The organism is Mesorhizobium sp. BHscii (genome assembly GCF_053848065.1).
In genome coordinates, this window is sequence record NZ_JBSPKW010000005.1 from 119523 (window position 1) to 143335 (window position 23813).

General features: G+C 63.5%; 20 protein-coding genes and 2 pseudogenes. 11 read left to right on the forward strand and 11 right to left on the reverse strand.

All coding sequences use genetic code 11. The annotated features are described in order from the left end of the window. Positions 1 to 9 precede the first annotated feature (9 nt). Positions 10 to 1443 (reverse strand): allantoinase PuuE, encoded by a 1434-nt coding sequence (puuE, locus tag ACWTU7_RS09730; RefSeq protein WP_455839647.1) that lies wholly within the window; start codon positions 1441 to 1443, stop codon positions 10 to 12. Positions 1444 to 1635: 192 nt separating this feature from the next. Here puuE and uraH point away from each other — a divergent pair, with 192 nt between their 5' ends. The 4 genes from uraH to xdhC all read left to right on the forward strand — a co-directional run bounded on the left by uraH (position 1636) and on the right by xdhC (position 6987). Further along, positions 1636 to 2010 carry a hydroxyisourate hydrolase gene (gene uraH / locus ACWTU7_RS09735; protein WP_029347558.1) on the forward strand — a complete coding sequence of 125 codons (375 nt, stop codon included), beginning with the start codon at positions 1636 to 1638 and terminating at the stop codon, positions 2008 to 2010. A gap of 3 nt (positions 2011 to 2013) precedes the next feature. After that, the gene (gene xdhA / locus ACWTU7_RS09740) at positions 2014 to 3495 is read left to right on the forward strand and encodes a xanthine dehydrogenase small subunit (RefSeq protein ID WP_455839646.1); all 1482 of its coding nucleotides are present in this window, start codon (positions 2014 to 2016) and stop codon (positions 3493 to 3495) included. Further along, a complete protein-coding gene (xdhB, locus tag ACWTU7_RS09745; protein ID WP_455839645.1) occupies positions 3495 to 5843 on the forward strand; it encodes a xanthine dehydrogenase molybdopterin binding subunit in 2349 nt (782 codons plus the stop codon). The genes xdhA and xdhB overlap by 1 nt, the downstream gene beginning before the upstream one ends. A gap of 73 nt (positions 5844 to 5916) precedes the next feature. Further along, complete coding sequence (gene xdhC / locus ACWTU7_RS09750) at positions 5917 to 6987, forward strand: xanthine dehydrogenase accessory protein XdhC (protein ID WP_455839719.1); 1071 nt, start codon at positions 5917 to 5919, stop codon at positions 6985 to 6987. A gap of 25 nt (positions 6988 to 7012) precedes the next feature. Here xdhC and ACWTU7_RS09755 read toward each other — a convergent pair whose 3' ends face one another. The 3 genes from ACWTU7_RS09755 to ACWTU7_RS09765 form a co-directional block, all read right to left on the reverse strand. Continuing rightward, positions 7013 to 8284: an LLM class flavin-dependent oxidoreductase gene (locus tag ACWTU7_RS09755; RefSeq protein WP_455839644.1), complete on the reverse strand. Its 1272-nt coding sequence runs from the start codon at positions 8282 to 8284 to the stop codon at positions 7013 to 7015. After that, positions 8281 to 9303 (reverse strand): LLM class flavin-dependent oxidoreductase, encoded by a 1023-nt coding sequence (locus tag ACWTU7_RS09760; protein WP_455839643.1) that lies wholly within the window; start codon positions 9301 to 9303, stop codon positions 8281 to 8283. Before ACWTU7_RS09760 ends, ACWTU7_RS09755 begins: the two co-directional genes overlap by 4 nt. 75 nt (positions 9304 to 9378) lie before the next feature. Further along, positions 9379 to 10299: a LysR family transcriptional regulator gene (locus ACWTU7_RS09765; RefSeq protein ID WP_455839642.1), complete on the reverse strand. Its 921-nt coding sequence runs from the start codon at positions 10297 to 10299 to the stop codon at positions 9379 to 9381. Between the two features lie 139 nt (positions 10300 to 10438). On the opposite strand from ACWTU7_RS09765, the gene ACWTU7_RS09770 reads away from it, so the two are divergent. Genes ACWTU7_RS09770 through ACWTU7_RS09790 form a run of 5 tightly spaced genes read left to right on the forward strand, consistent with a single transcriptional unit; the run spans position 10439 to position 15552 of the window. Next, positions 10439 to 11656 carry a urate hydroxylase PuuD gene (locus tag ACWTU7_RS09770; protein ID WP_455839641.1) on the forward strand — a complete coding sequence of 406 codons (1218 nt, stop codon included), beginning with the start codon at positions 10439 to 10441 and terminating at the stop codon, positions 11654 to 11656. 2 nt (positions 11657 to 11658) lie between these two features. Continuing rightward, positions 11659 to 12984, forward strand: a complete 1326-nt coding sequence (gene guaD / locus ACWTU7_RS09775; RefSeq protein ID WP_455839640.1) for a guanine deaminase — start codon at positions 11659 to 11661, stop codon at positions 12982 to 12984. A gap of 20 nt (positions 12985 to 13004) precedes the next feature. Then, positions 13005 to 13739 carry an aspartate/glutamate racemase family protein gene (locus ACWTU7_RS09780; RefSeq protein ID WP_455839639.1) on the forward strand — a complete coding sequence of 245 codons (735 nt, stop codon included), beginning with the start codon at positions 13005 to 13007 and terminating at the stop codon, positions 13737 to 13739. A 47-nt stretch (positions 13740 to 13786) separates the two neighbouring features. Beyond that, on the forward strand, positions 13787 to 14290 hold the full coding sequence (locus ACWTU7_RS09785; protein ID WP_029347573.1) for a heme-degrading domain-containing protein: 504 nt from the start codon (positions 13787 to 13789) through the stop codon (positions 14288 to 14290). Further along, a complete protein-coding gene (locus ACWTU7_RS09790) occupies positions 14287 to 15552 on the forward strand; it encodes a glycerate kinase type-2 family protein (protein ID WP_455839638.1) in 1266 nt (421 codons plus the stop codon). The genes ACWTU7_RS09785 and ACWTU7_RS09790 overlap by 4 nt, the downstream gene beginning before the upstream one ends. Before the next feature lie 2 nt (positions 15553 to 15554). On the opposite strand, the gene ACWTU7_RS09795 is transcribed toward ACWTU7_RS09790, so the two are convergent. The 3 genes from ACWTU7_RS09795 to ACWTU7_RS09805 all read right to left on the reverse strand — a co-directional run bounded on the left by ACWTU7_RS09795 (position 15555) and on the right by ACWTU7_RS09805 (position 19184). After that, entirely contained in the window at positions 15555 to 16295 is a 741-nt protein-coding gene (locus tag ACWTU7_RS09795) for a UdgX family uracil-DNA binding protein (RefSeq protein WP_455839637.1), read from the reverse strand. Positions 16296 to 16366: 71 nt separating this feature from the next. Then, positions 16367 to 17752, reverse strand: a complete 1386-nt coding sequence (locus ACWTU7_RS09800) for a glutamine synthetase family protein (protein ID WP_455839636.1) — start codon at positions 17750 to 17752, stop codon at positions 16367 to 16369. 49 nt (positions 17753 to 17801) lie between these two features. Continuing rightward, on the reverse strand, positions 17802 to 19184 hold the full coding sequence (locus ACWTU7_RS09805; protein WP_455839635.1) for an aspartate aminotransferase family protein: 1383 nt from the start codon (positions 19182 to 19184) through the stop codon (positions 17802 to 17804). Between the two features lie 166 nt (positions 19185 to 19350). Between ACWTU7_RS09805 and ACWTU7_RS09810 the strand changes: the two genes are divergently transcribed. After that, positions 19351 to 19803 (forward strand): hypothetical protein, encoded by a 453-nt coding sequence (locus ACWTU7_RS09810; protein WP_455839634.1) that lies wholly within the window; start codon positions 19351 to 19353, stop codon positions 19801 to 19803. 11 nt (positions 19804 to 19814) lie between these two features. On the opposite strand, the gene ACWTU7_RS09815 is transcribed toward ACWTU7_RS09810, so the two are convergent. The 4 genes and pseudogenes from ACWTU7_RS09815 to ACWTU7_RS09830 all read right to left on the reverse strand — a co-directional run bounded on the left by ACWTU7_RS09815 (position 19815) and on the right by ACWTU7_RS09830 (position 22841). Continuing rightward, the gene (locus ACWTU7_RS09815; RefSeq protein ID WP_455839633.1) at positions 19815 to 20789 is read right to left on the reverse strand and encodes a WD40 repeat domain-containing protein; all 975 of its coding nucleotides are present in this window, start codon (positions 20787 to 20789) and stop codon (positions 19815 to 19817) included. Between the two features lie 121 nt (positions 20790 to 20910). Then, positions 20911 to 21436, reverse strand: a pseudogene (locus ACWTU7_RS09820) (GNAT family N-acetyltransferase). Then, positions 21433 to 21710 (reverse strand): annotated as a pseudogene (locus tag ACWTU7_RS09825) (type II toxin-antitoxin system TacA family antitoxin). The pseudogenes ACWTU7_RS09820 and ACWTU7_RS09825 overlap by 4 nt, the downstream one beginning before the upstream one ends. A 72-nt stretch (positions 21711 to 21782) precedes the next feature. Then, a complete protein-coding gene (locus ACWTU7_RS09830) occupies positions 21783 to 22841 on the reverse strand; it encodes a CobW family GTP-binding protein (protein ID WP_065006088.1) in 1059 nt (352 codons plus the stop codon). Between the two features lie 197 nt (positions 22842 to 23038). On the opposite strand from ACWTU7_RS09830, the gene ACWTU7_RS09835 reads away from it, so the two are divergent. Further along, positions 23039 to 23764: an intradiol ring-cleavage dioxygenase gene (locus ACWTU7_RS09835; RefSeq protein WP_455839632.1), complete on the forward strand. Its 726-nt coding sequence runs from the start codon at positions 23039 to 23041 to the stop codon at positions 23762 to 23764. The last annotated feature ends 49 nt before the right edge of the window (positions 23765 to 23813 follow it).

A 23813-nucleotide genomic window follows, 5' to 3' on the forward strand; every position in this document is an offset into this window, starting at 1 on the left:
AAGCCAAGGCTATTGTGGAAGCATGTCCCTGAGGCGGAGCAGTGCGATGCGCTCGACCTGTTTGCAGGCGGTGTCGAATTCAACGTCGTGGCTGTTGCCGATGCGCGCCTCAAACTCTGCCAGGATTTCCGCCTTGGTTTTGCCTTTCACCGCGATAATGAAGGGAAAGCCAAAGGAAGCGACGTAGGCGGCATTGAGTTTGGAGAACAACTCCCGCTCCTTGTCGGTCAGCGCGTCGAGCCCGGCGGAAGCCTGTTCCCTCGTCGATTCCGCCGACAGCCGCTTGGCCTGCGCCAGTTTGCCGGCAAGGTCGGGATGGGCCTTGAGCACGGAGAGCCGCTCGGCCTCGCTGGCGCCGCGAAAGACACGGCACAGCGCATTGTGGAGACCGCCGGCGCTGTCATGCGCTGGGCCGAGCTCCAACTCGTAGGCGCGTTCGGCGATCCACGGCGAATGCTCGAACACGCCACCGAATGCATGGACGAAGGCCTCGAACTCCATTTTCGACGGGCGCAGCGCCGGCCGCCGGAACGGATGGGTTTCTTGCCAGTGCCTGGCGATATCGATGCGCCGCGCCAACCAGACCCTGTCGTGCGATCTGACGTAGTCGACGAAGCGCTTCAGCGCCGCGGCCCGGCCCGGCCGGCCGACGAGGCGGCAGTGCAGGCCGATATTCATCATGCGCGGCCTGCCTGCCTTGCCCTCGGCGTAGAGCGTGTCGAAACTATCCCTGAGATAGGCAAAAAACTGGTCGCCCGAGTTGAAGCCCTGCGGCGTGGCGAAGCGCATGTCGTTGGCATCGAGCGTGTAGGGGATGATGAGCTGCGGCTTTGCCGACCCGTCCGGCCCGTCATGCTCGAACCAATAAGGCAGTTCGTCGTCATAAGTGTCCGACACATAGTCGAAGCCGCCTTCTTCCGCCGCCAGCCGCACGGTGTTGATCGACGTGCGGCCGGTGTACCAGCCTGCCGGCCGCGCCCCAGTGACCTCGTAGTGCAGCTGGATCGCCGCTTCCATGTCGCGGCGCTCGTCCTCCGGCGCATGGTCGCGGTAGTCGATCCATCTCAGCCCGTGCGAGGCGATTTCCCAGCCGGCCTCCTGCATCGCTGCGACCTGGTCGGGCGAGCGCGCCAGCGCTGTGGCGACGCCGTAGCAGGTGACCGGTACCTCAGCCTCGGTGAACAGGCGCAGCAATCGCCAGAACCCGGCGCGGGCGCCATATTCGTAGATCGATTCCATGTTCCGGTGGCGCTGCCCGGGCCAGGGCGCGGCGCCGACGATCTCGGACAGGAAGGCTTCCGAAGCCTTGTCGCCATGCAGGACGCAGTTCTCGCCGCCTTCCTCGTAATTGACGACGAACTGCACTGCGACATGCGCCCCGCCAGGCCACTTCGGATCCGGCGGATTGGCGCCGTAGCCGCGCATGTCTCGTTCGTACCGCATCGTTGCTCCTGCCGGATTGTGTGATCAGGATAGTCGAAAGCGCCGCTTGCGCATTCCCCCGAAAATTTTGAAAGTGTTTTTGCAGCACTCCGCTCGACCGGGACTTATGCATCGCCTTTAATTGGCGCACAATTCGTCAAACATGTTCGGCTGTACCGGGCATGTTCGACTGTACCGGGATGGGAGCAGCCAGTGGCGGAAACGTCGAAAGCCGAAGGCGGACGTCTGACGACCCATGTCCTCGACACCGCGACCGGCCGGCCGGCGGCAGGTCTGTCGATCGAGCTTTACCGCATCAACGACGATATGCGGACGCATCTGAAGACGACGGTCACCAATGCCGACGGCCGCTGTGACGCGCCGCTGCTTGCCGACGCGGAATTCCGCACCGGCGAATACGAGCTGGTCTTCGCGGCCGGCGACTATCTGCGCCGGCAGGGATTGAGGCTGCCGGAACCGGCCTTCCTCGACAGCGTGCCGATCCGCTTCGGCATGGCCGAGCTGGTGCACTATCATGTGCCGCTGCTTATATCGCCCTACGGCTATTCGACTTATCGAGGGAGCTGACACATGGCCGGGCTCAAGACACGCAATGAGATACGCTTCATCCTCAATGGCGAGCATGTTGCGCTGACCAGGGTCGCGCCTGAGGAGACCTTGCTAGACTGGCTGCGGCTCGAGCGCACGCTGCGAGGCACCAAGGAAGGCTGCGCCGAAGGCGATTGCGGCGCTTGTACCGTGCTGATCGGAAGGCTCTCAGCCGGCCGGCTGGTCTATGAAAGCGTCAATGCCTGCATCCGCTTCCTCGGTTCGCTCGATGGCACGCATGTCGTGACAGTCGAGCATCTGCGTGGCGACGGCGATAGGCTGCATCCGGTGCAGCAGGCCATGGTCGACTTTCACGGCTCGCAATGCGGCTTCTGCACGCCGGGCTTCGTCATGTCGCTTTACGCTCTGTGGATGCGGTCGCCGGAGCCGTCGGATGCGGCCATCGAAAAGGCGCTGCAGGGTAATCTCTGCCGCTGCACCGGCTACGAGGCGGTCGTCCGCGCCGCGCGTGCCATCTCCAGCTACGGCAAGGCGGCAAAGGACCCGCTGGCTGCGGAGCGCAATGCGATCGCCGAGAAGCTTGCGGCCATGAAAGACGGCGAGCGCATCGAGATCGGCGCCGGCAAGCAGCGGCTGGTCGTGCCGGCCGATGCCGACGACCTCGCCGCCGTGCTGGACAAGGAGCCGGGCGCCACCATCGTTGCCGGTTCGACCGATGTCGGCCTGTGGGTGACCAAGCATATGCGTGAGATTTCGCCGGCGATCTTCATCGGCAATCTCGACGGGCTCTGCGCGATTTCCGAAGATAAGGGCGTCATCTCGATCGGGGCCGGTGTCACCTATACGGAGGCGTTTTCGACGCTGGCGAAACGCATCCCGGCGCTCGGGCCGCTGTTCGATCGCATCGGCGGCGATCAGGTGCGCAATATGGGTACGATCGGCGGCAACATCGCCAATGGCTCGCCGATCGGCGACACGCCACCGCCGCTGATTGCACTCGGTGCGCGGCTGACGCTGCGCCGGGGCAACAAGCGGCGGACGATCCCGCTCGAAGATTTCTTCATCGCCTATGGCAAGCAGGACCGGCAGCCGGGCGAGTTCGTCGAGGCCGTGCATGTCCCGGTACCCGCGAAAGGCAGGAAGTTTGCGGTCTACAAGATCACCAAGCGTCGCGACGAGGACATCACCGCAGCACTTGGCGCATTCCTGCTGACCCTGGCCAGCGACGGCATGGTGACGGATATCCGCATCGCCTATGGCGGCATGGCGGCAACGCCGAAGCGGGCTTTTGGAGTGGAAAAGGCGCTTCTCGGCAAGCCCTGGACGGAGGCGACGGTCGAGGTGGCGATGGCCGAGTACGCCAAAGATTTCACCCCGCTGACCGACATGCGAGCGAGCGCCGAATACCGGGCGCTGGCAGCGCGGAACCTGCTGTTGCGCTTCTTCGCCGAGACCAGCGGCACCAAGGCGCCGATCCAAATATCGCGGTACGAGGCGGCGTAATGACCACGCACGCTCCCAACCTCAAGGCGCAAAAAATCTCCGGCGGCGTTGCCACCGACCAGCGCCATGATTCCGCGCACAAGCATGTCCGTGGCACGGCCATCTATATCGACGACATGCCGGAACCGGCAGGCACGCTGCATGGCTGCCTCGGGCTTTCGACGGCCACGCACGCCACCATCACCAGCATGGACCTGTCGGCGGTGCGCGCAGCACCCGGTGTCGTCGACGTGCTGACGGCGAGCGACGTGCCGGGTGAAAACGACATTTCGCCGACCGGCCGTCACGACGAGCCGGTGCTGGCCGACGGCAAGGTACAATTCTTTGGCCAGCCGATCTTCTGCGTCGTCGCCGTAACGCGCGAGCAGGCGCGCCGCGCCACAAGGCTGGCCAAGGTCGAATACAAGGAATTGCCTTTCGTCACCGACGTCGGCGTGCTCGATCCCAGCAAGGACAAGCTGGTCACGCCGCCGCTGACCCTGAGGCGCGGCGATGCAGCGGCTGCGATCAAAGCGGCGCCGCGCCGGCTGAAGGGAAAAATGCGCATCGGCGGTCAGGACCATTTTTATCTCGAAGGCCAGATCGCCATGGCCATTCCCGGCGAGGATCAGGACGTCACGATTTTTTCCTCCACACAGCATCCGAGCGAAGTCCAGCACATGGTCAGCCATGCGCTCGGCGTGCCAAGCCATGCCGTCACGGTCGAGATCCGCCGTATGGGCGGCGGCTTTGGCGGCAAGGAAACGCAAGGCAACCAGTTTGCCGCGCTCGCGGCGATTGCTGCGAAAAAACACCACCGCGCGGTGAAAATCCGGCCCGACCGCGACGACGACATGATCGCCACCGGCAAGCGCCACGACTTTCTGGTCGATTACGAGGTTGGCTTCGACGACGAGGGCAATATTCTCGGCGTCGATTTCATGTTCGCGGCGCGCTGCGGCTTCTCGGCGGACCTTTCAGGCCCGGTCACCGATCGCGCGCTGTTCCACTGCGACAATACCTATTTCTGGCCGGCGGTTCATGCGCAATCGGCACCGCTCTACACCAACACCGTGTCGAACACCGCCTTCCGCGGCTTCGGCGGGCCGCAAGGCATGGTCGGGGCCGAGCGCGTCATCGACGAGGTCGCCTTTGCCGTTAGCAAGGACCCGCTCGAGATCCGTAAGAAGAACTTTTATGGCACCTCAGACCGCAACGTCACGCCCTATCACCAGACGGTCGAAGACAACATCATCCACCGCGTCGTCGCCGAACTGGAGGCGAGTTGCGACTATGCGCGGCGTCGCCGCACCATTGAAGCCTTCAACGCCAACAGCCGCTTCATCAAGCGCGGATTGGCGCTAACGCCGGTCAAATTCGGCATCTCGTTCACGGCTACGCATTACAACCAGGCCGGCGCGCTGGTGCATGTCTACACCGACGGTTCGGTGCATCTGAACCATGGCGGCACCGAAATGGGGCAGGGCCTCTACGTCAAGGTGGCGCAGGTTGTGGCGGAAGAGTTCCAGATCGACCTTGACCAGGTCAAGATCACCGCAACGACGACCGGCAAGGTGCCGAATACCTCGGCGACCGCCGCGTCGTCAGGTTCCGACCTCAACGGCATGGCGGCGCAGAACGCAGCCCGGCAGATCAAAGAGCGGCTGACCAATTTCGCCGCCGAAAAATACCAGGTGCCGCGCGACCAGGTGCTGTTCCTGCCCAACCGGGTGCGCATCGGCAACCAGGAGATCGCCTTCGCCGATCTCGTCAGGCAGGCCTACATGGCCCGCATCCAGCTTTCGGCGGCGGGCTTCTACAAGACGCCGAAAATCCACTGGGATCGCGACAAGGGCGAGGGTCGCCCCTTCTATTATTTCGCCTACGGCGCCGCGTGCTCGGAAGTGTCGGTCGACACGCTGACCGGCGAATACATGGTCGAGCGCACCGACATCCTGCACGAGACCGGCCGCTCGCTGAACCGCGCCATCGACCTCGGCCAGGTCGAGGGCGGCTTCATCCAAGGCATGGGATGGCTGACGACGGAGGAACTTTGGTGGGACGACAAGGGCCGGCTGCGCACCCATGCGCCGTCGACCTACAAAATCCCATTGGCCTCGGACCGACCGAAGATCTTTAACGTGACGCTGGCCGACTGGCCTGAGGCGCACGAGCCGACGGTGCACCGCTCCAAGGCGGTCGGCGAGCCGCCGCTCCCGCTCGGCATGTCGGTACTGCATGCTCTGTCGGATGCGGTGGCGAGCGTTGCCGACCACCGGATCTGCCCGCGCCTCGATCCACCGGCGACGCCGGAGCGTGTGCTGATGGCGATCGAACGGCTGAAGAGGGAAGCCAAGACCAGCACGTGACCAGTCTTTGGAATCCCAGAAAGCGTGCAATTCAGGCCGAAAACTCTATATTTCCCGATAGGGAATGCGAATGATGACCTCGAAAGTGCAAAGCTTGAAAGCCTTTCTTGCCGACGCCGGCCGGGTCGCCCTGGTCGAGGTGGCCGGGACAAAAGGTTCGACGCCGCGCGAGAAGGGCGCCTTCATGCTCGTCTCGGGCGCGGCAAGTTTTGGCACGATCGGCGGCGGCCAACTCGAATACATGGCAATCGACAAGGCGCGGCAGATGCTTTTCTCCCCCGTTGAGGGGGGTGAGGAGAGGTCGGCCAATGGCCGAGAAAAAGCCAACGATTTGGCTTTTTCAGCGACGAACGCCCGGAGCCATAGCGAAGGGCAGGCCGCGAAGCGGCCAGAGGGCGTCGTCTCAGAAGGCATCGCCAGAGCTTCGAGCACTGCCGCGGCGATCCCACCCGACGGCTTCGCCGCCGCCCTCCCCTCAAGGGGGAAGGATGTCAGCGCCACGCTCGATATCCCGCTCGGACCCGAAATCGGCCAGTGCTGCGGCGGCAGGGTCGAGGTGTCGATCCGGCTGGTCGACGCTGCGTTGGCGCAAGAGCTGATTGCGGCCGCGGAAGCCGAGGAGGCTCAACTGCCGCATGTTTACATCTTTGGTGGTGGTCATGTCGGCCAGGCGTTGGCCTCGGCGGTGGCCTTGCTGCCGGTCCGTGTCGTCGTTGTCGAGACGCGGGTCGAGGCGCTGGAGGGCATGCCGGACACGGTCGAAACCAGCCTGACGCCAATGCCCGAGGCTGTGGTGCGCGAGGCTCCGCCCGGGAGCGCCTTCGTCGTCCTCACCCACGACCACGCGCTGGATTTCCTGATCGCCACCGAGGCGCTGAAACGCCGGGATGCCGCCTATGTCGGCATGATCGGCTCGAAGACCAAAAAGGCGACGTTCAGGAGCTGGTTCCTGAAGTCAACGGACGGCAGCGAGGCGGAATTTGCCCGCCTGGTCTCGCCGATCGGCGGCGAAACGGTCAAGGACAAGCGCCCGCAGGTGATCGCGGCACTGGCCGCCGCCGAGATCATGACGGCGCTGGCCGCGCATGCCACGGCGTCAGCCGCTCCGCACCCCGCCTCTCGTGGCAAGGCAATGGCCGGCTGACAGCCAAGCGCCCACAGCCTGCTGCTCACATCGGCCGTTTCATACCCAGATGGTCGCGCAGCGTGCTGCCTTCATAGTCGGTGCGGAACAGGCCGCGCCGCTGCAGCTCCGGCACGACAAGCACGGCAAAGGCATCAAGCTCGCCAGGAAAATAGGACGGCATGACGTTGAAGCCGTCTGCCGCGCCACCCTCGAAGCGTGCCTCGAGCTCGTCGGCGATCTGGGCCGGCGTTCCGACGACGCGCCAGTGGCCGCGAGCGCCGGCGAAATGGCGGGCAAGCTGGCGAATCGAAAGGTTGTCGCGGCGCGACTGCTCGATGACCAGCGCCTGCCGGCTCTGCATGCCTTCGCTGGCCGGCAGCTCCGGCAGCGGCCCATCTATGGGATAGCGCCACAGATCGGAAGTGCTGAGATAGCTGGAAAGCAACGCCACGCCGACATCGTCGGGGATCAGCTCCTGCAGCTCCTCATATTTGGCCGTGGCTTCCGCTTCGGTTGCCGCCACGATCGGTGCGACGCCCGGCATGATCTTGATGTCATCCGGCTCGCGCCCATAGGTTGCCAGACGCCCCTTGAGATCATCATAGAAGGCCTTCGCCTCCTCGAATGTCTGCGCTGCCGTGAACACGACATCAGCGGTCCGGGCGGCAAGATCCCTGCCCTCGTCCGATGCTCCGGCCTGAACCATGACCGGTGCGCCCTGGGGCGAGCGCGGCAGATCGAGTGGGTCCCGCACTGAAAAGCTTCTGCCGTCGTGACCAGGTCCGGAAACCCCGTCCAGCTTGCCTTGCCAGAGTGCGGTAACCACGGCAGCGAATTCTCGCGCGCGCTCATAACGGTCGGCGTGCGGGCGCAGGCCGGTCGCGCCGAAATTAGCAGCTTCGATGTGGCTGGCGGAGGTGACAAGGTTCCAGCCGGCACGGCCGCCACTCAGATGATCGAGCGACAAGAAGGTCCGCGCCAACCCGTAAGGCTCGGTATAGCTCGTCGATGCCGTGGATACGAGGCCGATGCGGCTGGTCTGGGCCGCGAGAGCCGAAAGCAGGCTGATCGGTTCGAAGCCGATCGAGCGTGACGTCTGGCTGGCGATGTTGATATCGGCCTCGCGCACGCCGGCGGCGTCCTCGCAGAAGATCATGTCGAATTTCGCCGCCTCCGCCGTTCGCGCCAGCTGGATGTAGTGCTCGATGTCGACGCCTGCCGTCACATGCGCTTTTGGGTGGCGCCAGGCGGCAATGTGGTGGCCTGTTGCCCACAGGAACGCCCCGAGCTTCATCTGACGTCGATGGGCGGTCATCGTTCATCTCCCCCAGCAAGTCCGAGATGGGAGCGCAGCGTCGCGCCGGGATAATCCGACCGGAGAAGGCCGCGACGGCGAAGCTCCGGCAGCACGAGGTCGACGAAATCGTCGAGCACAGATAGCGCCGGTGGCATGAGTATGTTGAAACCATCGCAGCTTTTCGATCGGAAGGGCTCTTCGAGCCTATCCGCGATCAGGTCCGGCTTGGCGGCCATGTCAGCACCCGGCGCGACGGTCATCAGCACCTTTGTCGCGCCAGGACTGCGCCCGAACGCAAGCGCGTGGCGCTTCAGATCGTCGGGCTTCGCGCCCGCGATCGATGGCTCGTCCAGCAGGATGACATCGGCGAAGCGGGCGGCGATCTCCATGTCGGGCTCCGACAGGCCTGACATGACGAGCACCGGCATATCCTGCGGCGAGCGTGCAACGTTCAGTGGCCCGCGCACAGAGAAAAACTCGCCCTTGTGGTCGAGCAGGTGCATCTTTTCGGGATCGAAGAAGCGGCCGCCGCGCTGGTCGAACAGCAGGGCATCCGCATCCCAACCTCTCCACAAGCCCCGCACGATCCCGATGAATTCTTCCGCGCGTCGGCGGAAATCTTCGCGGGAAAACCCTTCCGGACGGCTGAAATTGGTCGCCTCGCGCGGATCGGGGACCATGCTTGCGTGCCACCCGGCACGGCCATGGCTGATGACGTCGAGCGATGCGAAACGGCGCGCGAGGTTGTAGGGCTGGTGGGCGACCGTCGACGCCGCGGCGACGAGGCCGATCCTGCTGGTAATCGTCGCAAGCGCTGCCAGCAGGGTCGTCGCTTCGAAGGGCACTTGCCGGTTCGGTGCGTCGCCGCCTGCAGCCGGCGCGGAATCAGCAAGCAGCACCATATCCAGCCCGGCCGTCTCGGCCTTTTGCACAAACCGGGCCAAAAGAGTGAAATCCGGACCGGCGTCGGACGGAGGGGAAAGAGCGCTTTCCGGAAACAGTGAAACGGCGAGATGCATTTTGGCACCGCTGGCCATCGGTCTTCCCTGGTGAGTGAATTCCGCAGGGACTATCTTCGCCGGCTTGACGGGACGCAACCGGCCAGCCGGCGATCATTTGCCTGCCAGAATATCCTTGATCAGCCGTTGGCAGCGCTCGGCCATGAAATCGAGCAGCAGCCGCACCTTCGGGTCCTGCAGCTTCTTGTGCGGGTAGACGGCGGCGAACTGCACCGGTGTCGGCGGCGTGTCGGGCAGGATCACCTTCAGCCGCCGGTCGCGGATGAACGGCTCAACCTCGAAGCGCGGCTTGTTGATGATGCCGCGGCCGGACAGCGCCCAGCCGGTCAGCACGTCGCCATCGTCGGTGTCATAAGGCCCATGCACTTCGAATTTCCGCGGGCCGTCAGCCGTCTGCAGCGTCCAGACGTATTCGCGCGCGCCGGAATAGCGAAGCATCAGGCAGTCGTGCTTCTTGCCGATCAATTCCTGCGGTTCGGTCGGCTCACCGCGCGCCTCAAGATATTTCGGCGCCGCCACCAGCACCCGCTCGCACTCCATGATGCCGCGCATCCTGAGGCTGGAGTCCTCGATGATACCGAGCCGGAAGGCAACGTCGATGCCTTCCTTCATAATGTCGACATTGTGGTCTGAAAGCCTCAGCCGCACCTCGATATCAGGGTATTTGTCGTGGAAATCTGGGATGCCCGAGGCCACCAGCCGCCGGCCGAGGCCGAGCGGCGCTGTCACCTTGATGGTGCCGCGCGGCTGGCCTGACAACGCGCTGACCGCGGCCTCCGCCTCGTTGACCGCCTCAAGCACCTGCTTGGCGCCGGAGTAGAACACCGTGCCGTGCTCGGTCGGCATTAATTGCCGCGTCGTGCGGTTGAACAGCCTGACACCAAGGTGCTTTTCAAGCTCCTTGATGCGGTTGGAGGCGACCGCCGGCGAAATGCGCATGTCGCGGCCCGCCGCCGATAGATTGCCAAGCTCGACGACGCGGACGAAAACGGCGATGTTGTCGAGGTAGGCCATGCGGCTTAGGGCTCTCATACGGCTGCGTAGGGATAACCCTAGTATTTTCCATTTTTTTTTGAAAGTCATCGTGCAGCTCGGCCCTTTCCGTTTGCGCTCCAGTCCGTAAAGTTAGCCGATCGGCAGGGACGACTTTTCAATGTTAGATTTCGCAATTTTCTGGGACTGGCTGAGTTTCGCCGTGCGCTGGCTGCATGTCGTCACCAGCATAGCCTGGATCGGTTCGTCCTTTTATTTCGTCGCGCTCGATCTTGGCTTGCGCCAGCGTCCGGGCATGCCTGTCGGCGCCTTCGGCGAGGAATGGCAGGTGCATGGCGGCGGCTTCTATCACATCCAGAAATATCTGGTGGCGCCGGCCGAAATGCCCGAGCACCTGACCTGGTTCAAATGGGAATCCTACGCCACCTGGCTGTCGGGCTTTGCCATGCTGTGCGTGGTTTACTATGCGGGGGCGGACCTGTTCCTGATCGATCCCAATGTGCTTGCCATGTCGGTGCCTACAGGCATCGTGCTGTCACTGGCGACGATCGGCGTCGGCTGGGTGGTCTACGATCTTTTATGCCGTTCGCCTCTTGGCAACAGCGACACCGGCCTGATGCTGGTGCTCTATGGCGTGCTTGTGTTCATCGCCTGGGGTCTTACCCACCTGTTCACCGGCCGCGCCGCCTTCCTGCATCTTGGCGCTATCACCGCAACGATCATGTCGGCCAATGTCTTCATGGTCATCATCCCGAACCAGAAGATCGTCGTCGCCGACCTGATCGCCGGCCGCAAGCCCGACCCGAAATACGGCAAGATTGCCAAGCAGCGCTCGCTGCACAACAATTACCTGACGCTGCCCGTTTTGTTCCTGATGCTGTCGAACCACTACCCGCTGGCGTTCGGCACCGAGTTCAACTGGGTGATCGCCTCGCTGGTTTTCACCATCGGCGTGCTGATCCGGCACTATTTCAACACCATGCATGCGCGCAAGGGTAACCCGACCTGGACCTGGCTGGCTGCCGCCGTCCTGTTCGTCATCATTATCTGGCTGTCAACGGTGCCGAAAGTGCTGACCGGCGAAGTCAAGGCGTCCTCGGCGGCACAGGTCTATGTCGCCTCGGCGCACTTTCCCGCAGTGCGCGACGCGGTGCTTGGCCGCTGCTCGATGTGTCATGCGCGGGAGCCATCCTACGAGGGCATCTATCACGCGCCGAAAGGTGTGATGCTCGACACGGACGCCGGTATCGCCGAGCAGGCCCGCGAGATCTACCTGCAGGCCGGCCGTAGCCACGCGATGCCGCCCGCCAACGTCACCCATATCACCGACAAGGAACGGGCGTTGCTGGTGGCATGGTTCGAGGAGGCAGGGAAATAAGCATGACCAGCACGCTCCTGCGCGGCCGCACGCTGTCCTTTCTGCGCTGGCCTGAGACCGTCGACGATCATTCCGCCTGGCGCTACGAGGACGACGGCGGCCTGCTGCTCCGCGACGGCAGGATCGTTGCCGCGGGCGCCTACGCCGACGTCGAGAAAAAAGTTGATGAAGGCGCAAAAAAGATCGACCACCGCCCGCACCTGCTGCTGCCTGGTTTCATCGACGCGCATGCGCATTTTCCGCAGATGCAGGTCATCGGTTCCTATGGCGCGGAACTGCTCGACTGGCTGAACACTTACACTTTTCCCGAGGAGACAAAATTCCAGAACGCACAGCATGGCCGCCGCATCGCCAGGCTGTTCCTCGACGAGATGGTGCGCCACGGCACGACGACAGTCGCCGCCTATTGCTCGGTCCACAGGGAATCGGCCGAAGCGTTCTTCACCGAGTCGCATGACCGCAACATGCTGAACATCGCCGGCAAAGTGATGATGGATCGCAACGCGCCGGAGGGCGTGCTCGACACAGCGCAGTCGGGCTATGACGACAGTAAGGCGCTGATCGCCGAATGGCACGGCAAGGGGCGCCAGCACTATGCCATCACACCGCGCTTCGCCATCACCTCCTCACCCGAGCAACTGGAGATGGCGGGCGCCCTCTGCCGCGAATATCCCGATCTGCACATGCAGACGCATCTGTCGGAAAACCACGCCGAGATCGCCTTTACGCTGCAACTCTATCCGCAGGCACACGACTATACCGATGTCTACGAGCATTATGGGCTGCTCGGGCGCAAAAGCCTATTCGGCCACTGCATCCATCTGTCGGAACGCGAGGCGGACGCGCTTTCGGACACGGGCTCGGTGGCCGTGTTCTGCCCGACCTCGAACCTGTTCCTCGGCTCGGGCTTGTTCGACTATCAGCGCTACCGCACGCGTGACAAAGCCCTCCGGATCGCCGCCGCCACCGATGTCGGCGGCGGCACCAATTACTCGATGCTGCGCACCATGGATGAGGGTTATAAGGTGATCGCGCTGAACGGCGAGAAGCTCAACCCGTTCCAGTCGTTCTGGCAGCTCACCCGCGGCAATGCCGAGGCGCTGTCGGTCGTGGAAAAAGTCGGCACGCTCGACCAAGGCAGCGATGCCGACATCATCGTCCTCGATGCCCGCGCCACGCCGGCCATGCGGCTGCGGATGGAGACCGCGGACACGCTGGCGGAGGAACTGTTTCTGCTGCAAACACAGGGCGACGACCGCGCCGTGCGCGAGGTCTATGTCGCCGGACGTGCGATGAAAAGCGATCTGGGACTTAACGTCGGGCTATGAAGTAATCGGTGGGTTCAAGCATGACAGTGCGCCAGTCCAAGCTGATCGGAATGGTCGGAGGAATGAGCTGGGAGTCGAGCGCCCTCTACTACCGGCTGCTGAACGCGGCCGCACATCGCCGGCTTGGCGGCCATCACAATGCGCGCTCCGTGATGTTCACGCTCGATTTCGACGAACTTAACACCATGGCTTCCATGGGTCGATGGGATAGCGTCAGTGAAAGAGTTGCCGAGGCCGCGCGGTGCCTGGAAAGGGCCGGGGCAGACTTCGTGATAATCACGGCGGTAACCCCGCACTCGGTTGCAGATCAGGTTGAGGCGGCGATTGGTATTCCGTTGCTCCACCTGGCCGATCCGACTGCAGTTGCGATCCGCAACGGGGGTTTCTCGCGCGTCGGACTTTTGGGAACCCGATACACGATGGAGATGGATTTCTTCAGGCAACGGCTCAGGGACCGTCATGGCCTCGACGTGATCACGCCGCCACAGGAGCAGCGCACTGCTCTGCACCGGATCATCGTTGACGAGCTGACCTTGGGCGCCGTCAAGAACGCCTCCAAGGCGGCGCTCCTGCAAATGGCGCGTGATCTCCAGGCCCGGGGCGCGGAAGCGATCATCGTCGGCTGCACCGAACTGCCGCTTCTGCTCGACACGGACGACTATCCTGTGCCAGCCTTCGACGTAACGGTTCTTCATGCCGAGGCCGCGGTCGATCTGGCGCTGGAGACGGATCCGCGTGAAGCATCCGAGGCTTGACCCGGCGGCAACCATCGGTCAAAGCGTGGGGTTGACAGGGGAACGACATGGCCGTTGCGGACGATATCGCTCTGATCCAGAAACAGGAAGCCGAGCTTGTCTTCCCGGCCTTTGATGAGGCTGTCGCCTTCAAGATCGGCTCGGCGATCCGCGACCGGGCACTAGCCGAGAATCTGCCGATCATCGTCGATATCAGAACCTTCGACCGGCCGCTGTTCTACGCGGCAATGCCGGGCTCGAACGCCTCCAATCCGGATTGGGCGCGGCGCAAGATCAACGTAGTGCGGCGGTTCCTGAAAAGCACCTACCGCATGGTGCTGGAGCAGCAGCGTCCCGACCGCAGCTTCAAGCCGGGCGAGGGGCTCGACATATCAGACTACGTGCTGGCCGGCGGCGGTTTTCCAGTCACGGTCAAGGGCGCCGGTGTGATCGGTGTGATCGCGGTCTCGGGCCTGCCGGAGCGCGAGGATCACGGCGTCGTCGTCGATGCGCTGTGCAGCCATCTCGGCGTCGACGGGTGCGAGTTGGCACTGCCGCCGGAAGCAAAATGACCGAGATCGATCCCAAGACCTTCCTCACCGCCATCTTCAATGCCGCCGTCGCCGCTGCCGATCCCCAGAGGACCATCAGGGATCACCTGCCGGCAAGGCCGAAAGGGCGCACCATCGTCGTCGGTGCCGGCAAGGGTTCGGCGCAGATGGCGGCGGCTTTCGAGAAGGTGTGGGACGGGCCGATCGAAGGGCTGGTCGTCACCCGCTACGGCTACGCTGCGGCATGCCAGCGCATTGAGATCATCGAGGCGGCGCATCCGGTGCCGGACGTCGCAGGGCTCGAAGCGTCGCGCCGGCTGCTCGAAAAAGTTCAGGGGCTGACCGACGATGATCTGGTCGTGGCGCTCATTTCCGGCGGGGGCTCGGCGCTGCTGCCGGCGCCCGCGGAAGGTCTGACGCTGGCCGACGAGATCGCCGTCAACGAGGCGCTGCTCGCCTCCGGCGCGCCGATCGCCGCCATGAACACTATCCGCAAGCATGTTTCCATTATCAAGGGCGGTAGATTGGCCGCGGCCGCCTATCCGGCCAAGGTCATGTCGCTGGTCGTCTCCGACATTCCGGGCGACAATCCGGCGCTGGTCGCTTCCGGTCCGACCGTTCCCGATTCGGGCAGCCGCCAAGAGGCGCTGGCATCGATCGCCGCCTATGGCATGAAACTGCCGGCTGCGGTGATGGCGCATATCAATTCGCCGGCCGCAGATGCGCCGCGCGCCGACGATTCGCGTTTTTCGCGCAACGAAGTGCATCTGATCGCCTCGGCCGGCGTATCGCTGGAAGCGGCTGCAGCCGAAGCCAGGCGCCATGGCATCGAGGCGGTCATCCTCTCCGATTCCATCGAGGGCGAGGCGCGCGAGGTCGGCGGTGTCCACGCTGCGATCGCCCGCGAAGTCGCGACGCGCAACCGGCCCTTCCGAACTCCCGTGTTGGTCTTGTCTGGTGGAGAGACGACGGTGACTTTGCGGGCAAAAGGCAAGGGCGGCCGTAACAGCGAGTTCCTGCTCGCCTTCGCTATCGGCATCAGCGGCATGGATGGCATCCACGCGCTGGCCGCTGACACCGACGGCATCGACGGCTCTGAGGACAATGCCGGCGCCTTCGCCGATGGCTCGACGGTGTCGCGGATGCGGGCGACGGGCGTCGATGCTAAGGCCATGCTCGCCGGCAACAATGCCTGGACGGCATTCAACGCCGTCGGCGATCTTTTTATGCCCGGCCCGACCGGAACGAATGTCAATGACCTAAGGGCGATCCTGATCAGATAGGTTCAGGCCGCCATCAACTTTCTTACCGCCTTCATGTCCTGCAGGAACCGCTCGCGCTCGGCCTGTTTGTCCGCCGGCTCGCGAATGCGCAGGATGAAGGACGGGTGGATGGTGACGAACACACGCAGGCCATCGTCGCGCTCCACGACCTCGCCGCGCATCTTCATGATCGGCACGACCTTGCCGAGCAGCGACTGCGCCGCAGTTGCGCCGAGCGCCACCGCCAGATTGGGCTTGATCATTTCGAGCTCCTTGTCGAGCCACCAGCGGCAGGCCTGCACCTCGCCGGCATTTGGCTTGGAGTGGATGCGCCGCTTGCCGCGCGGCTCGAATTTGAAATGCTTGACCGCGTTGGTGACATAGACTTTCAACCGGTCGACGCCGGCATCCTCAAGGATGGCGTCGAAGACCTTGCCCGCCGGCCCGACGAAGGGTTTGCCGGCCAAATCCTCCTGGTCGCCAGGCTGTTCACCGACGAAGATCACCTTGGCCTTGTCAGGCCCTTCGCCGAACACGGTCTGTGTTGCATTGCGCCAAAGCGGGCAGCGGCGGCAGGCTTTCGCCACTTCGCTGAGTTCGGGAATAGATCTTGCGTCGTCGCCTTCCGTCGTCTCAGGCAATTCAGGCTTCGGCCAGCGTCTTGCCTGCACCTTAGCGTGGCGTGGCGTGGGATTTGTCTGCATCCTGGCGATCATGGCTGATGCGGCCTTGTCCGCTGCTGCGATCAGACACGCAATGAGCAAAGCCCGCGGAAGGTTCCGTTGAAATTACACACGCCTGCGCCTTCACCGGCGGATGGCCGACAACGCGCTGCCTACACCTCGTGCAGATAGAGATGATAATCCAGTTCGCTGACCGTGCGCGCCACGCGCAGATATTCGGATTGCTTGATCGCCACAAATGTACGGTGCAGGTCTTCGCCCAGTGCGCCTTTGAGGAACGTTGACGCGCGCGCGGCCTCGATCGCGGCGCGCCAGTCCACCGGCATGGTCGTGCGCGTGATTGCCGATTCGTAGCCATTGCCGGTGGTTTCGGGGCCGGGATCGAGGCCTTCGTCGAGACCCTTAGTGATGCCGGCCAGCACAGTTGCCGCTACCAGATAGGGGTTGGCGTCGACGCCCGACGGCCGGTGCTCGATACGCCGGTTTTTCGCATCACCCGCCGGCACGCGCAGCGCCACCGAGCGGTTGTTGACGCCCCAGGTCGGCGCCACCGGCGCATAGGATTGCGAAACGAAACGCCGCCATGAATTGGCGTGCGGCGCAAACACCAGCATCGATTCGGCCATGGTCTGGATGAGGCCGCCAAGGCCGCGCAGCAGCGGCAAGGACCAAGTCTCGCCGCTAGCCTCAGTGAAGACGTTCTTGCCGGCGTTGTCCCGCAGCGAGACATGGAAATGCATGCCAGAGCCGGCATATTTCTCGATCGGCTTGGCCATGAAGCAAGCGGTGACGCCGTGGCGGCGCGCCTGTGCCCGCACCAGCCGCTTCAGCATGACAAGGTCGTCGGCCGCGCGGATCACGTCCTGGCGATAGTTCAGCGTCAGCTCGTACTGGCCGGGCGCATATTCGGAAATGACCGTCTCGGCCGGAATGCCTTGCACCTTGGCCGCGGCATAGATGTCGGAAAACAGCGGCTCCATACCGTGCAGATGGTCGACGGAATAGACCTCGGTCTTGGCCGAGCGTCGGCCGTCGAGCACCGCGTGCGCCGGCTGCACCTTGCCGTCGGCGTCGCGCTCGTTGGCGAGCAGGAAGAATTCGAGTTCGAAGGCGCCGGCCGGATGCAGGCCCTTGGCCGCCAGTATCTCCACCTGACGGGCCAGCGCCAGCCGCGGGTCGGAGGACATGGGCTGACCGTCGAGATGGTACATCGCCATCAGCACCTGGCCGCGCGGCGGCTGTGTGCCGAACAGCGGTACCAGCGTACCGGGAATCGGCCATGCTCTGAGATCGCCGTCGCCGGTCGTCCAGATCAGCCCAGTCTCGTGCACGTCCTCGCCGGTAATGTCGAGGCCGAGGATCGAGATCGGCATGTGCCGGCCGCCCTCGAAGATGCTCATCAGTTCGTGCCGGCGCACGATCTTGCCACGCCCGATGCCATTGGCGTCGGTCAGCACGATGTCGAACGCTTCGATTTCGGGATGGGCGTCGAGAAATTTCTGCGCCTCGGCAGGCGTCGAGCCCGAAGGTGATGTCATAATGGCGTTCAAAATTTGCTTGTGCGCTTCTCTCATGTGCAAGCTTGTCTCATGCCGCGAGCCTTGCCGCAACCGCGCCGAAGGCGGTGATCAGGCGGCTGACCTGGGTGGCGCTGGTCGCCGGCGAGATCAGCATCATGTTGTGGAACGGCGCAATCAGCACGCCGCGATTGACAAGTGCGACATGGATAGCCGCTTCGAGCTCCGGCGCGTGCGCTGTTTCCGCCTCGCCGCCATTCCTCAGCGGGCCAGGCGCGCAGATGAACTCGACGCGGGCGCCAACTCGGGCAACATGCCAAGGCAGGCGGTAACGGTCGATGACGGCGGTCAGCCCTGCGTCGAGCCGCCGCGCCAGATGGTCCATATGGGCATAATTCCCGTCGGTCATCACTTCTTCGAGCGTGGCGCGCATCGCCGCGAACTGCAGCGGATTGGCCGAGAGCGTCGTGCCCATGCCGGAATAGCCTGGTTCCTTGGCGCTGATATAGTCGGCATAGCGGGTGGCGACGTCTTCGCTCATCCCCCACACACTGGCCGGCACACCGCCGGCGATCGGCTTGCCGAGCACGAACAGGTCCGGCTCCAAGCCGTGTCTTCCGGTGTAGCCGCCCGGACCGGTCGAAATCGTGTGCGTCTCGTCGATCAGCAGCAGGGTGCCGGCCGCGCGGGTGAGACGCCGCAGCGCCTCGTGGAAGCCGGGGTCGGGCAGCACCATGCAGGAATTGGTCAGCACCGGCTCGGTGATGACGCAGGCGATATCCTTATTCCGGAGCACGGCCTCGAGTGCCGGCACATCGTTGAACTCGATGACATCGGTCGTCCGGGTCAGGTCGCGGAATTCGCCGGCCAGTCCCGGCCGGTTGGCCGGTCTGCCGCCGACCAGCCGCACCATCGTCTCGTCAACCGAGCCGTGATAGCAGCCGTTGAAGACCAGGATCTTTTCCCGGCCGGTGATGGTGCGGGCGACGCGCAGCGCAAAGCGATTAGCATCGGTCGCCGTCGTCGCGATCTGCCAGAACGGCAGGCCGAAGCGCTGTTGCAGCAACGGGCCGATCGCCACCGCATCTTCGGAAGGCAGCATGTAGGTGAGGCCGTGTCCGGCCTGCCGGCGGATGCCGCGCGCGACCGGCGGCGGCGAATGGCCGAACATCGAGCCGGTGTCGCCGAGGCAGAAATCGTCGAGCCGGTTGCCGTCGATATCGGTGATGGTGGCGCCTCTGGCGCTGTCGACCAGGATCGGAAACGGCGTCGGCCAGTCGTTCATCCAGTGCATCGGCACGCCGCCGAAGAAGCCCGGCAGGCCCTTGCCGACCTTGGCTGCCGATTTCGGCCTTGCCTTGCGGAAGGCTTCGGCCTCGGTCTCGCGCAAGTCGGCGATGCGGGCAGTGCTGATGCCGCCGATGGAAGTCTTTAAATGGTCGATTGTATGCATGAAGGTCCCTCTCATACGTCACTCTGCCAATCGGCGTCCGGAACCGCAATTGGCCGCCCAGCTGTCCTGCATTGGTTCAGCGGCCACGGTGAAGAGGACGGGCGCTTGACCTGAGGGCATCCTCCAGCATCAATGCGGATAGGGTTTGTGGCTGGGGAAAGAAAAGATGCGGACGATCTTCTGTGCAACAACGCTGCTGTTATCGGCCGGCTCGGCCTTCGCCACCGGCGGCATCTGGTGCTCGGCCGAGGATGCAGCGGTGAAATTCCAGGTCGGAGCCGGCGTCACCAGAGGCATGGGCGGTCCAACGTTCAATTTTCGCGGCGATCTCGAAATTCTCGGCAGACCCGTCGGCGACGATTTGCGCAGGACAGTGTTCGAGGATTCCAACCTCACGCAATACTGGCTCGACGGCAAGGAATTGCGGCTGCTCGTCTATCGCGAGCACGAGGTCGCAAACACCTACAGCTCTGTCGAACTGACGATCGTGACCAAGTCCAGTGAAGAAGGCACCTATGACGGGCGCTATTCGCTCGCCATCTATGAGGGCACGGCTGACACGGGTGGCGATGGCATGCCTGCCGCGTTGACCGGCAAAGTCTCCTGCGGGGCCGAGTAGAGAACTCCCGGTTATGCGGAAATATCGATGACGCCGCAATCGCCGGCGGCACTGCCGAAGGCGACGCGGCGTTCCTCCCTATCCCACATCATCGAGGTGATGGCGCCCTTGCCCGGTCGGCGCAGAAGCACCTCTTTGGCGTCAGCGAAACGCACCGCCATCACCATGCCGTCGTCATAGCCGACGGCGACGACATCCTGGCTCGGATGGCAGGCGACCGAGGTCACCATGGCGTTGCCGCGCGTGCCGAGTTCCAGCGGCGCCTTGCCCATCGGCCCGTCCTTGCCCGAAAACGGCCAGACGATCGCCGCCGGTGCGCCGGAACTGGCCAGCCATTTTCCCTTGGCGCTCCACGACAGGCTTTTGACTTTGCCAGGATAGCCGCTCATGCGCATGTGCTTGCCGTCGGCCAGCTTCCAGCCATGCAGGGCGTTCTCCTGCATGGTGGTGACGAGGAAGGCGCCATCCGGCGAGAAGGTGATGCCGGTATGGGCGCCGGCCCATTCCAGCTCGACTGGCTTGCCGTCCGCCGCCGGAAAATGCAGCGTCGCGCCATTGTAGCGGGCGACGCCGAAGCGCATGCCCTTGGGCGAGAACGCCAGCCCTTCGACCGAACGCGGATGCATGAATTCTTTAGTCTTGCCGTCGGCAAAGCGCACAAAGGCGATTTTGCCCGAGGCATAGGCGACGGCGCCTTGTGGTCCGGCGGCGACGCTGGTGATCCATTTTTTCCCGGCGCTTGCCAATTCTGCCGCATTGGCGCCGGCGGTAACCGAAAAAATCTTGCCGTCCTCGCCGCCGGTGATCAGCCGGTCGTTGGCCGCATCGTGGAACGCGGCGAGCAGCCCGTCATTGGCCTGCGCCGTCTTGTGGCCATGGTCCAGCCGATGGATTGTGCCGTCGGCCAGTGCGAAATGCGGTACGTCGCCAAGGAAGACGGCGGCGATGCAATGACCCTGGAGATCAAGTGGGGCGACTGTGGGCATGGCTATCGTGGTTCACAGCTAGACGGGATTGCAGGGGCGGTTCAGGCGGCTTACTCGACGTTTGCGGTTCCGGCAACCATGAGGATCTGCATCGAAACCACAATTGTGGCGACTCCGATCGTCAAAACAGTCCCTTGGCCCGCAGACCAGCTGCGAAGGTCGCCATGGCATCACCAAGGTCAAATCCTGGCCTTGGAGGCTCTCGGCACCATAGCTGGCATACAACCGTGCTGCCCGCTCGTTCTTGGCGTCGATGATGAGCAGGATGCCGCCGCCCCCACCTGCAAGCGGCAGGCAGCGCAACGCTGCGGCGGCTAGCAGCTGACCTCCGAGCCCTTGCCCGGCGACGGCGCGGGCGGTCGCAAGCCGGGCAAGCTTGAAGCCGGAACCTCGTGTCGCGCCAAGCCTCTCGTCATGGCGTCGGGCACTGCTTCATGAGCTACAGCGAAGGGGCGATTGTATAGAAACCGAGGAGCCGGTCCGAAGCCGCGTTGTCGATTGCACAGAAGGTCTTGGCCGCGTTCTGATCGTGGCTCTGCCGTGCGAACCGCCGCAGAAAATCGTTCATCTGCGCATCACCCGCAACCGAAAGAAGCCCGATCGTGGCGTTTCGCAATCGACTCCTCGTGCCAGAACGGAAGCGTCACACAGTATCCGGCAAGGCAGCGGTCGCCGCTCGCAGCCTAGCATTGGGTTTCGGCGGGTTCTCAAGTAGGTCAAGGATGCGTGGGAAGTCGCGGTTGGACGCCCTCATCACCTCGGCAGCTTCGATCACGCCTGCGCTTCGGGTACGATCTTGTCGAGGATGAAATCGGCCATGTCCTTGTGCGACAGCGCAGCTGCGCGGGCGATGATCGCCTTCTGCGCCGGTGGAATGCGTATCTGATAACGTTCGGTTTTATTGTCGGCGGATCTGGACATAATCTGTCCTCTTTTGCACTTCTGTACACATGATATGTGTACAGAAGGCAGTAACCACCCCTATTCGGTCCGTTACGCCTGGCAGGCGTCGAAGCTCTTCTTAAGGCGCTCGGCGTCGAGCTCGCGGCCGATGAACACCAGCCGGCTCTCGTGCTTCTCGCCGTCCTTCCAGGCGCGCTGGTGGTCGCCCTCGATGATCATGTGGACGCCCTGGATAACGTAGCGCTCGTCATCGCCCTTGAGCGCGATGATGCCCTTCAGCCGCAGGATGTTCGGGCCTTCCATCTGGGTGATCTTCTCGATCCACGGGAAGAACTTCTTCGGGTCCATCTCGCCGCCGCGCAGCGACACCGATTGCACCGTCACGTCATGGATATCGGAAGGGTGCGTGTGATGATGGTGGTCATGCCCGTCATGGTGATGATGCCCATCATGATCGTGATGGTCATGGTCATGATGATCATGGTCGTCATGCGCCTCGAGGAAATGCGGATCGTTCTCCAGCGCTCGGGAAAGATCGAAGGCGCCACGGTCGAGCACCTCGGACAGCGCCAGGCCGGCGCGGGTGGTGCGATGAATCCTGGCCGCCGGGTTTATCGCGCGGATCGTCGCCTCGACCTTGCTCAGTTCCTCCGGCGTGACGAGATCGGTCTTGTTGAGCACGACAACATCGGCAAAGGCGATCTGGTCCTCGGCTTCGCGGGAATCCTTCAGCCGCAACGGCAGGTGCTTGGCGTCGACCAGCGCCACCACGGCGTCGAGCCTGGTCTTGGAGCGCACATCGTCGTCCATGAAGAAGGTCTGCGCCACAGGCACCGGATCGGCGAGGCCGGTCGTCTCCACCACGATGGCGTCGAAACGGCCCGGCCGGCGCATCAGGCCCTCGACAACGCGGATCAGGTCGCCGCGCACCGTGCAGCAGACGCAGCCATTGTTCATCTCGTAGATTTCCTCGTCGGATTCCACGATCAGCTCGTTGTCGATGCCGATCTCGCCGAACTCATTGACGATGACGGCGTAGCGCTTGCCGTGGTTTTCCGAAAGGATGCGGTTGAGCAGCGTCGTCTTGCCGGCGCCGAGATAGCCGGTGAGAACGGTTACGGGGATCTGCGTCGTCTGTGCATCGCTCATGTTGGGCCTCGAAAAGGATTGTTGGCTCCATATAGGATGTGCGCCGTGCTTTTGCACGCGGCAAACCGATGGGCCAAACACGTCGCAAACATTGCCGGGCTTTCCCAACATCGCTGAACTTTCATTGGCGCTGGCGGATTTCACTGCCTAGATAAGAACAAGGCAGCTTGCTCGAAAGAAACCAAAAGAGGCGCCGAATGTCCGACAAACCGTCCCCGTTGAGCCGGCGTCAGGCGCTCGGCTTCATTGCCGTCAGCGCCGGCGGCGGCGTCTTCCTTCCGGGCATCGCGCTGGCTCAGCAGGCCTCGCCCTATGCCGGGCTTGCCCTGTTCGATAGCGGTGCCGGCGTTTGCGCGATCACGCCGGAAGCGACCGAGGGGCCGTTCTATTTCGACCCGAGGCTCCAGCGCGCCGATATCATCGAAGGCAAAGCGGGCATTGCTCTCAATGTGCGGCTGCAGGTGGTCGACGCGGCCTGCCGACCGCTTGCCGGCGCGCGTGTCGACATCTGGCATTGCGACGCGCAAGGGCATTATTCAGGCTATCCGGGACAAGGCGACGGCCAGGACGTCGATACGTCAGGCCAGAGTTTTCTGCGCGGTTGGCAAAAGACCGACGAGAGCGGTATCGTCTCGTTCGCCACCATCTATCCCGGCTGGTATCGCGGCCGCACCACCCACATCCACTTCAAGGTCTTCCCCAACGATAATTCGGTGATGACCGGCCAGCTGTTTTTCCCCGATAGTCTGAGCGAGCAGATATTCACCACTGTCGCGCCTTACACCGACCGGTCCGGCAAGCGCGATACGTCGAATGCCAGGGACGGTATCGCGCGGCGCGCTGGGCCGCTGTCGCAGGCGGCGCTGCGCGAGGTGGCGGACGCCTACCAAGCCTTGATGATCGTTGCGATGAAGGCTGGTTGAGTCTCGTCGTGTGTGGAGTGCTCCTGCTGCAAGCGTCCACCTCTACCGA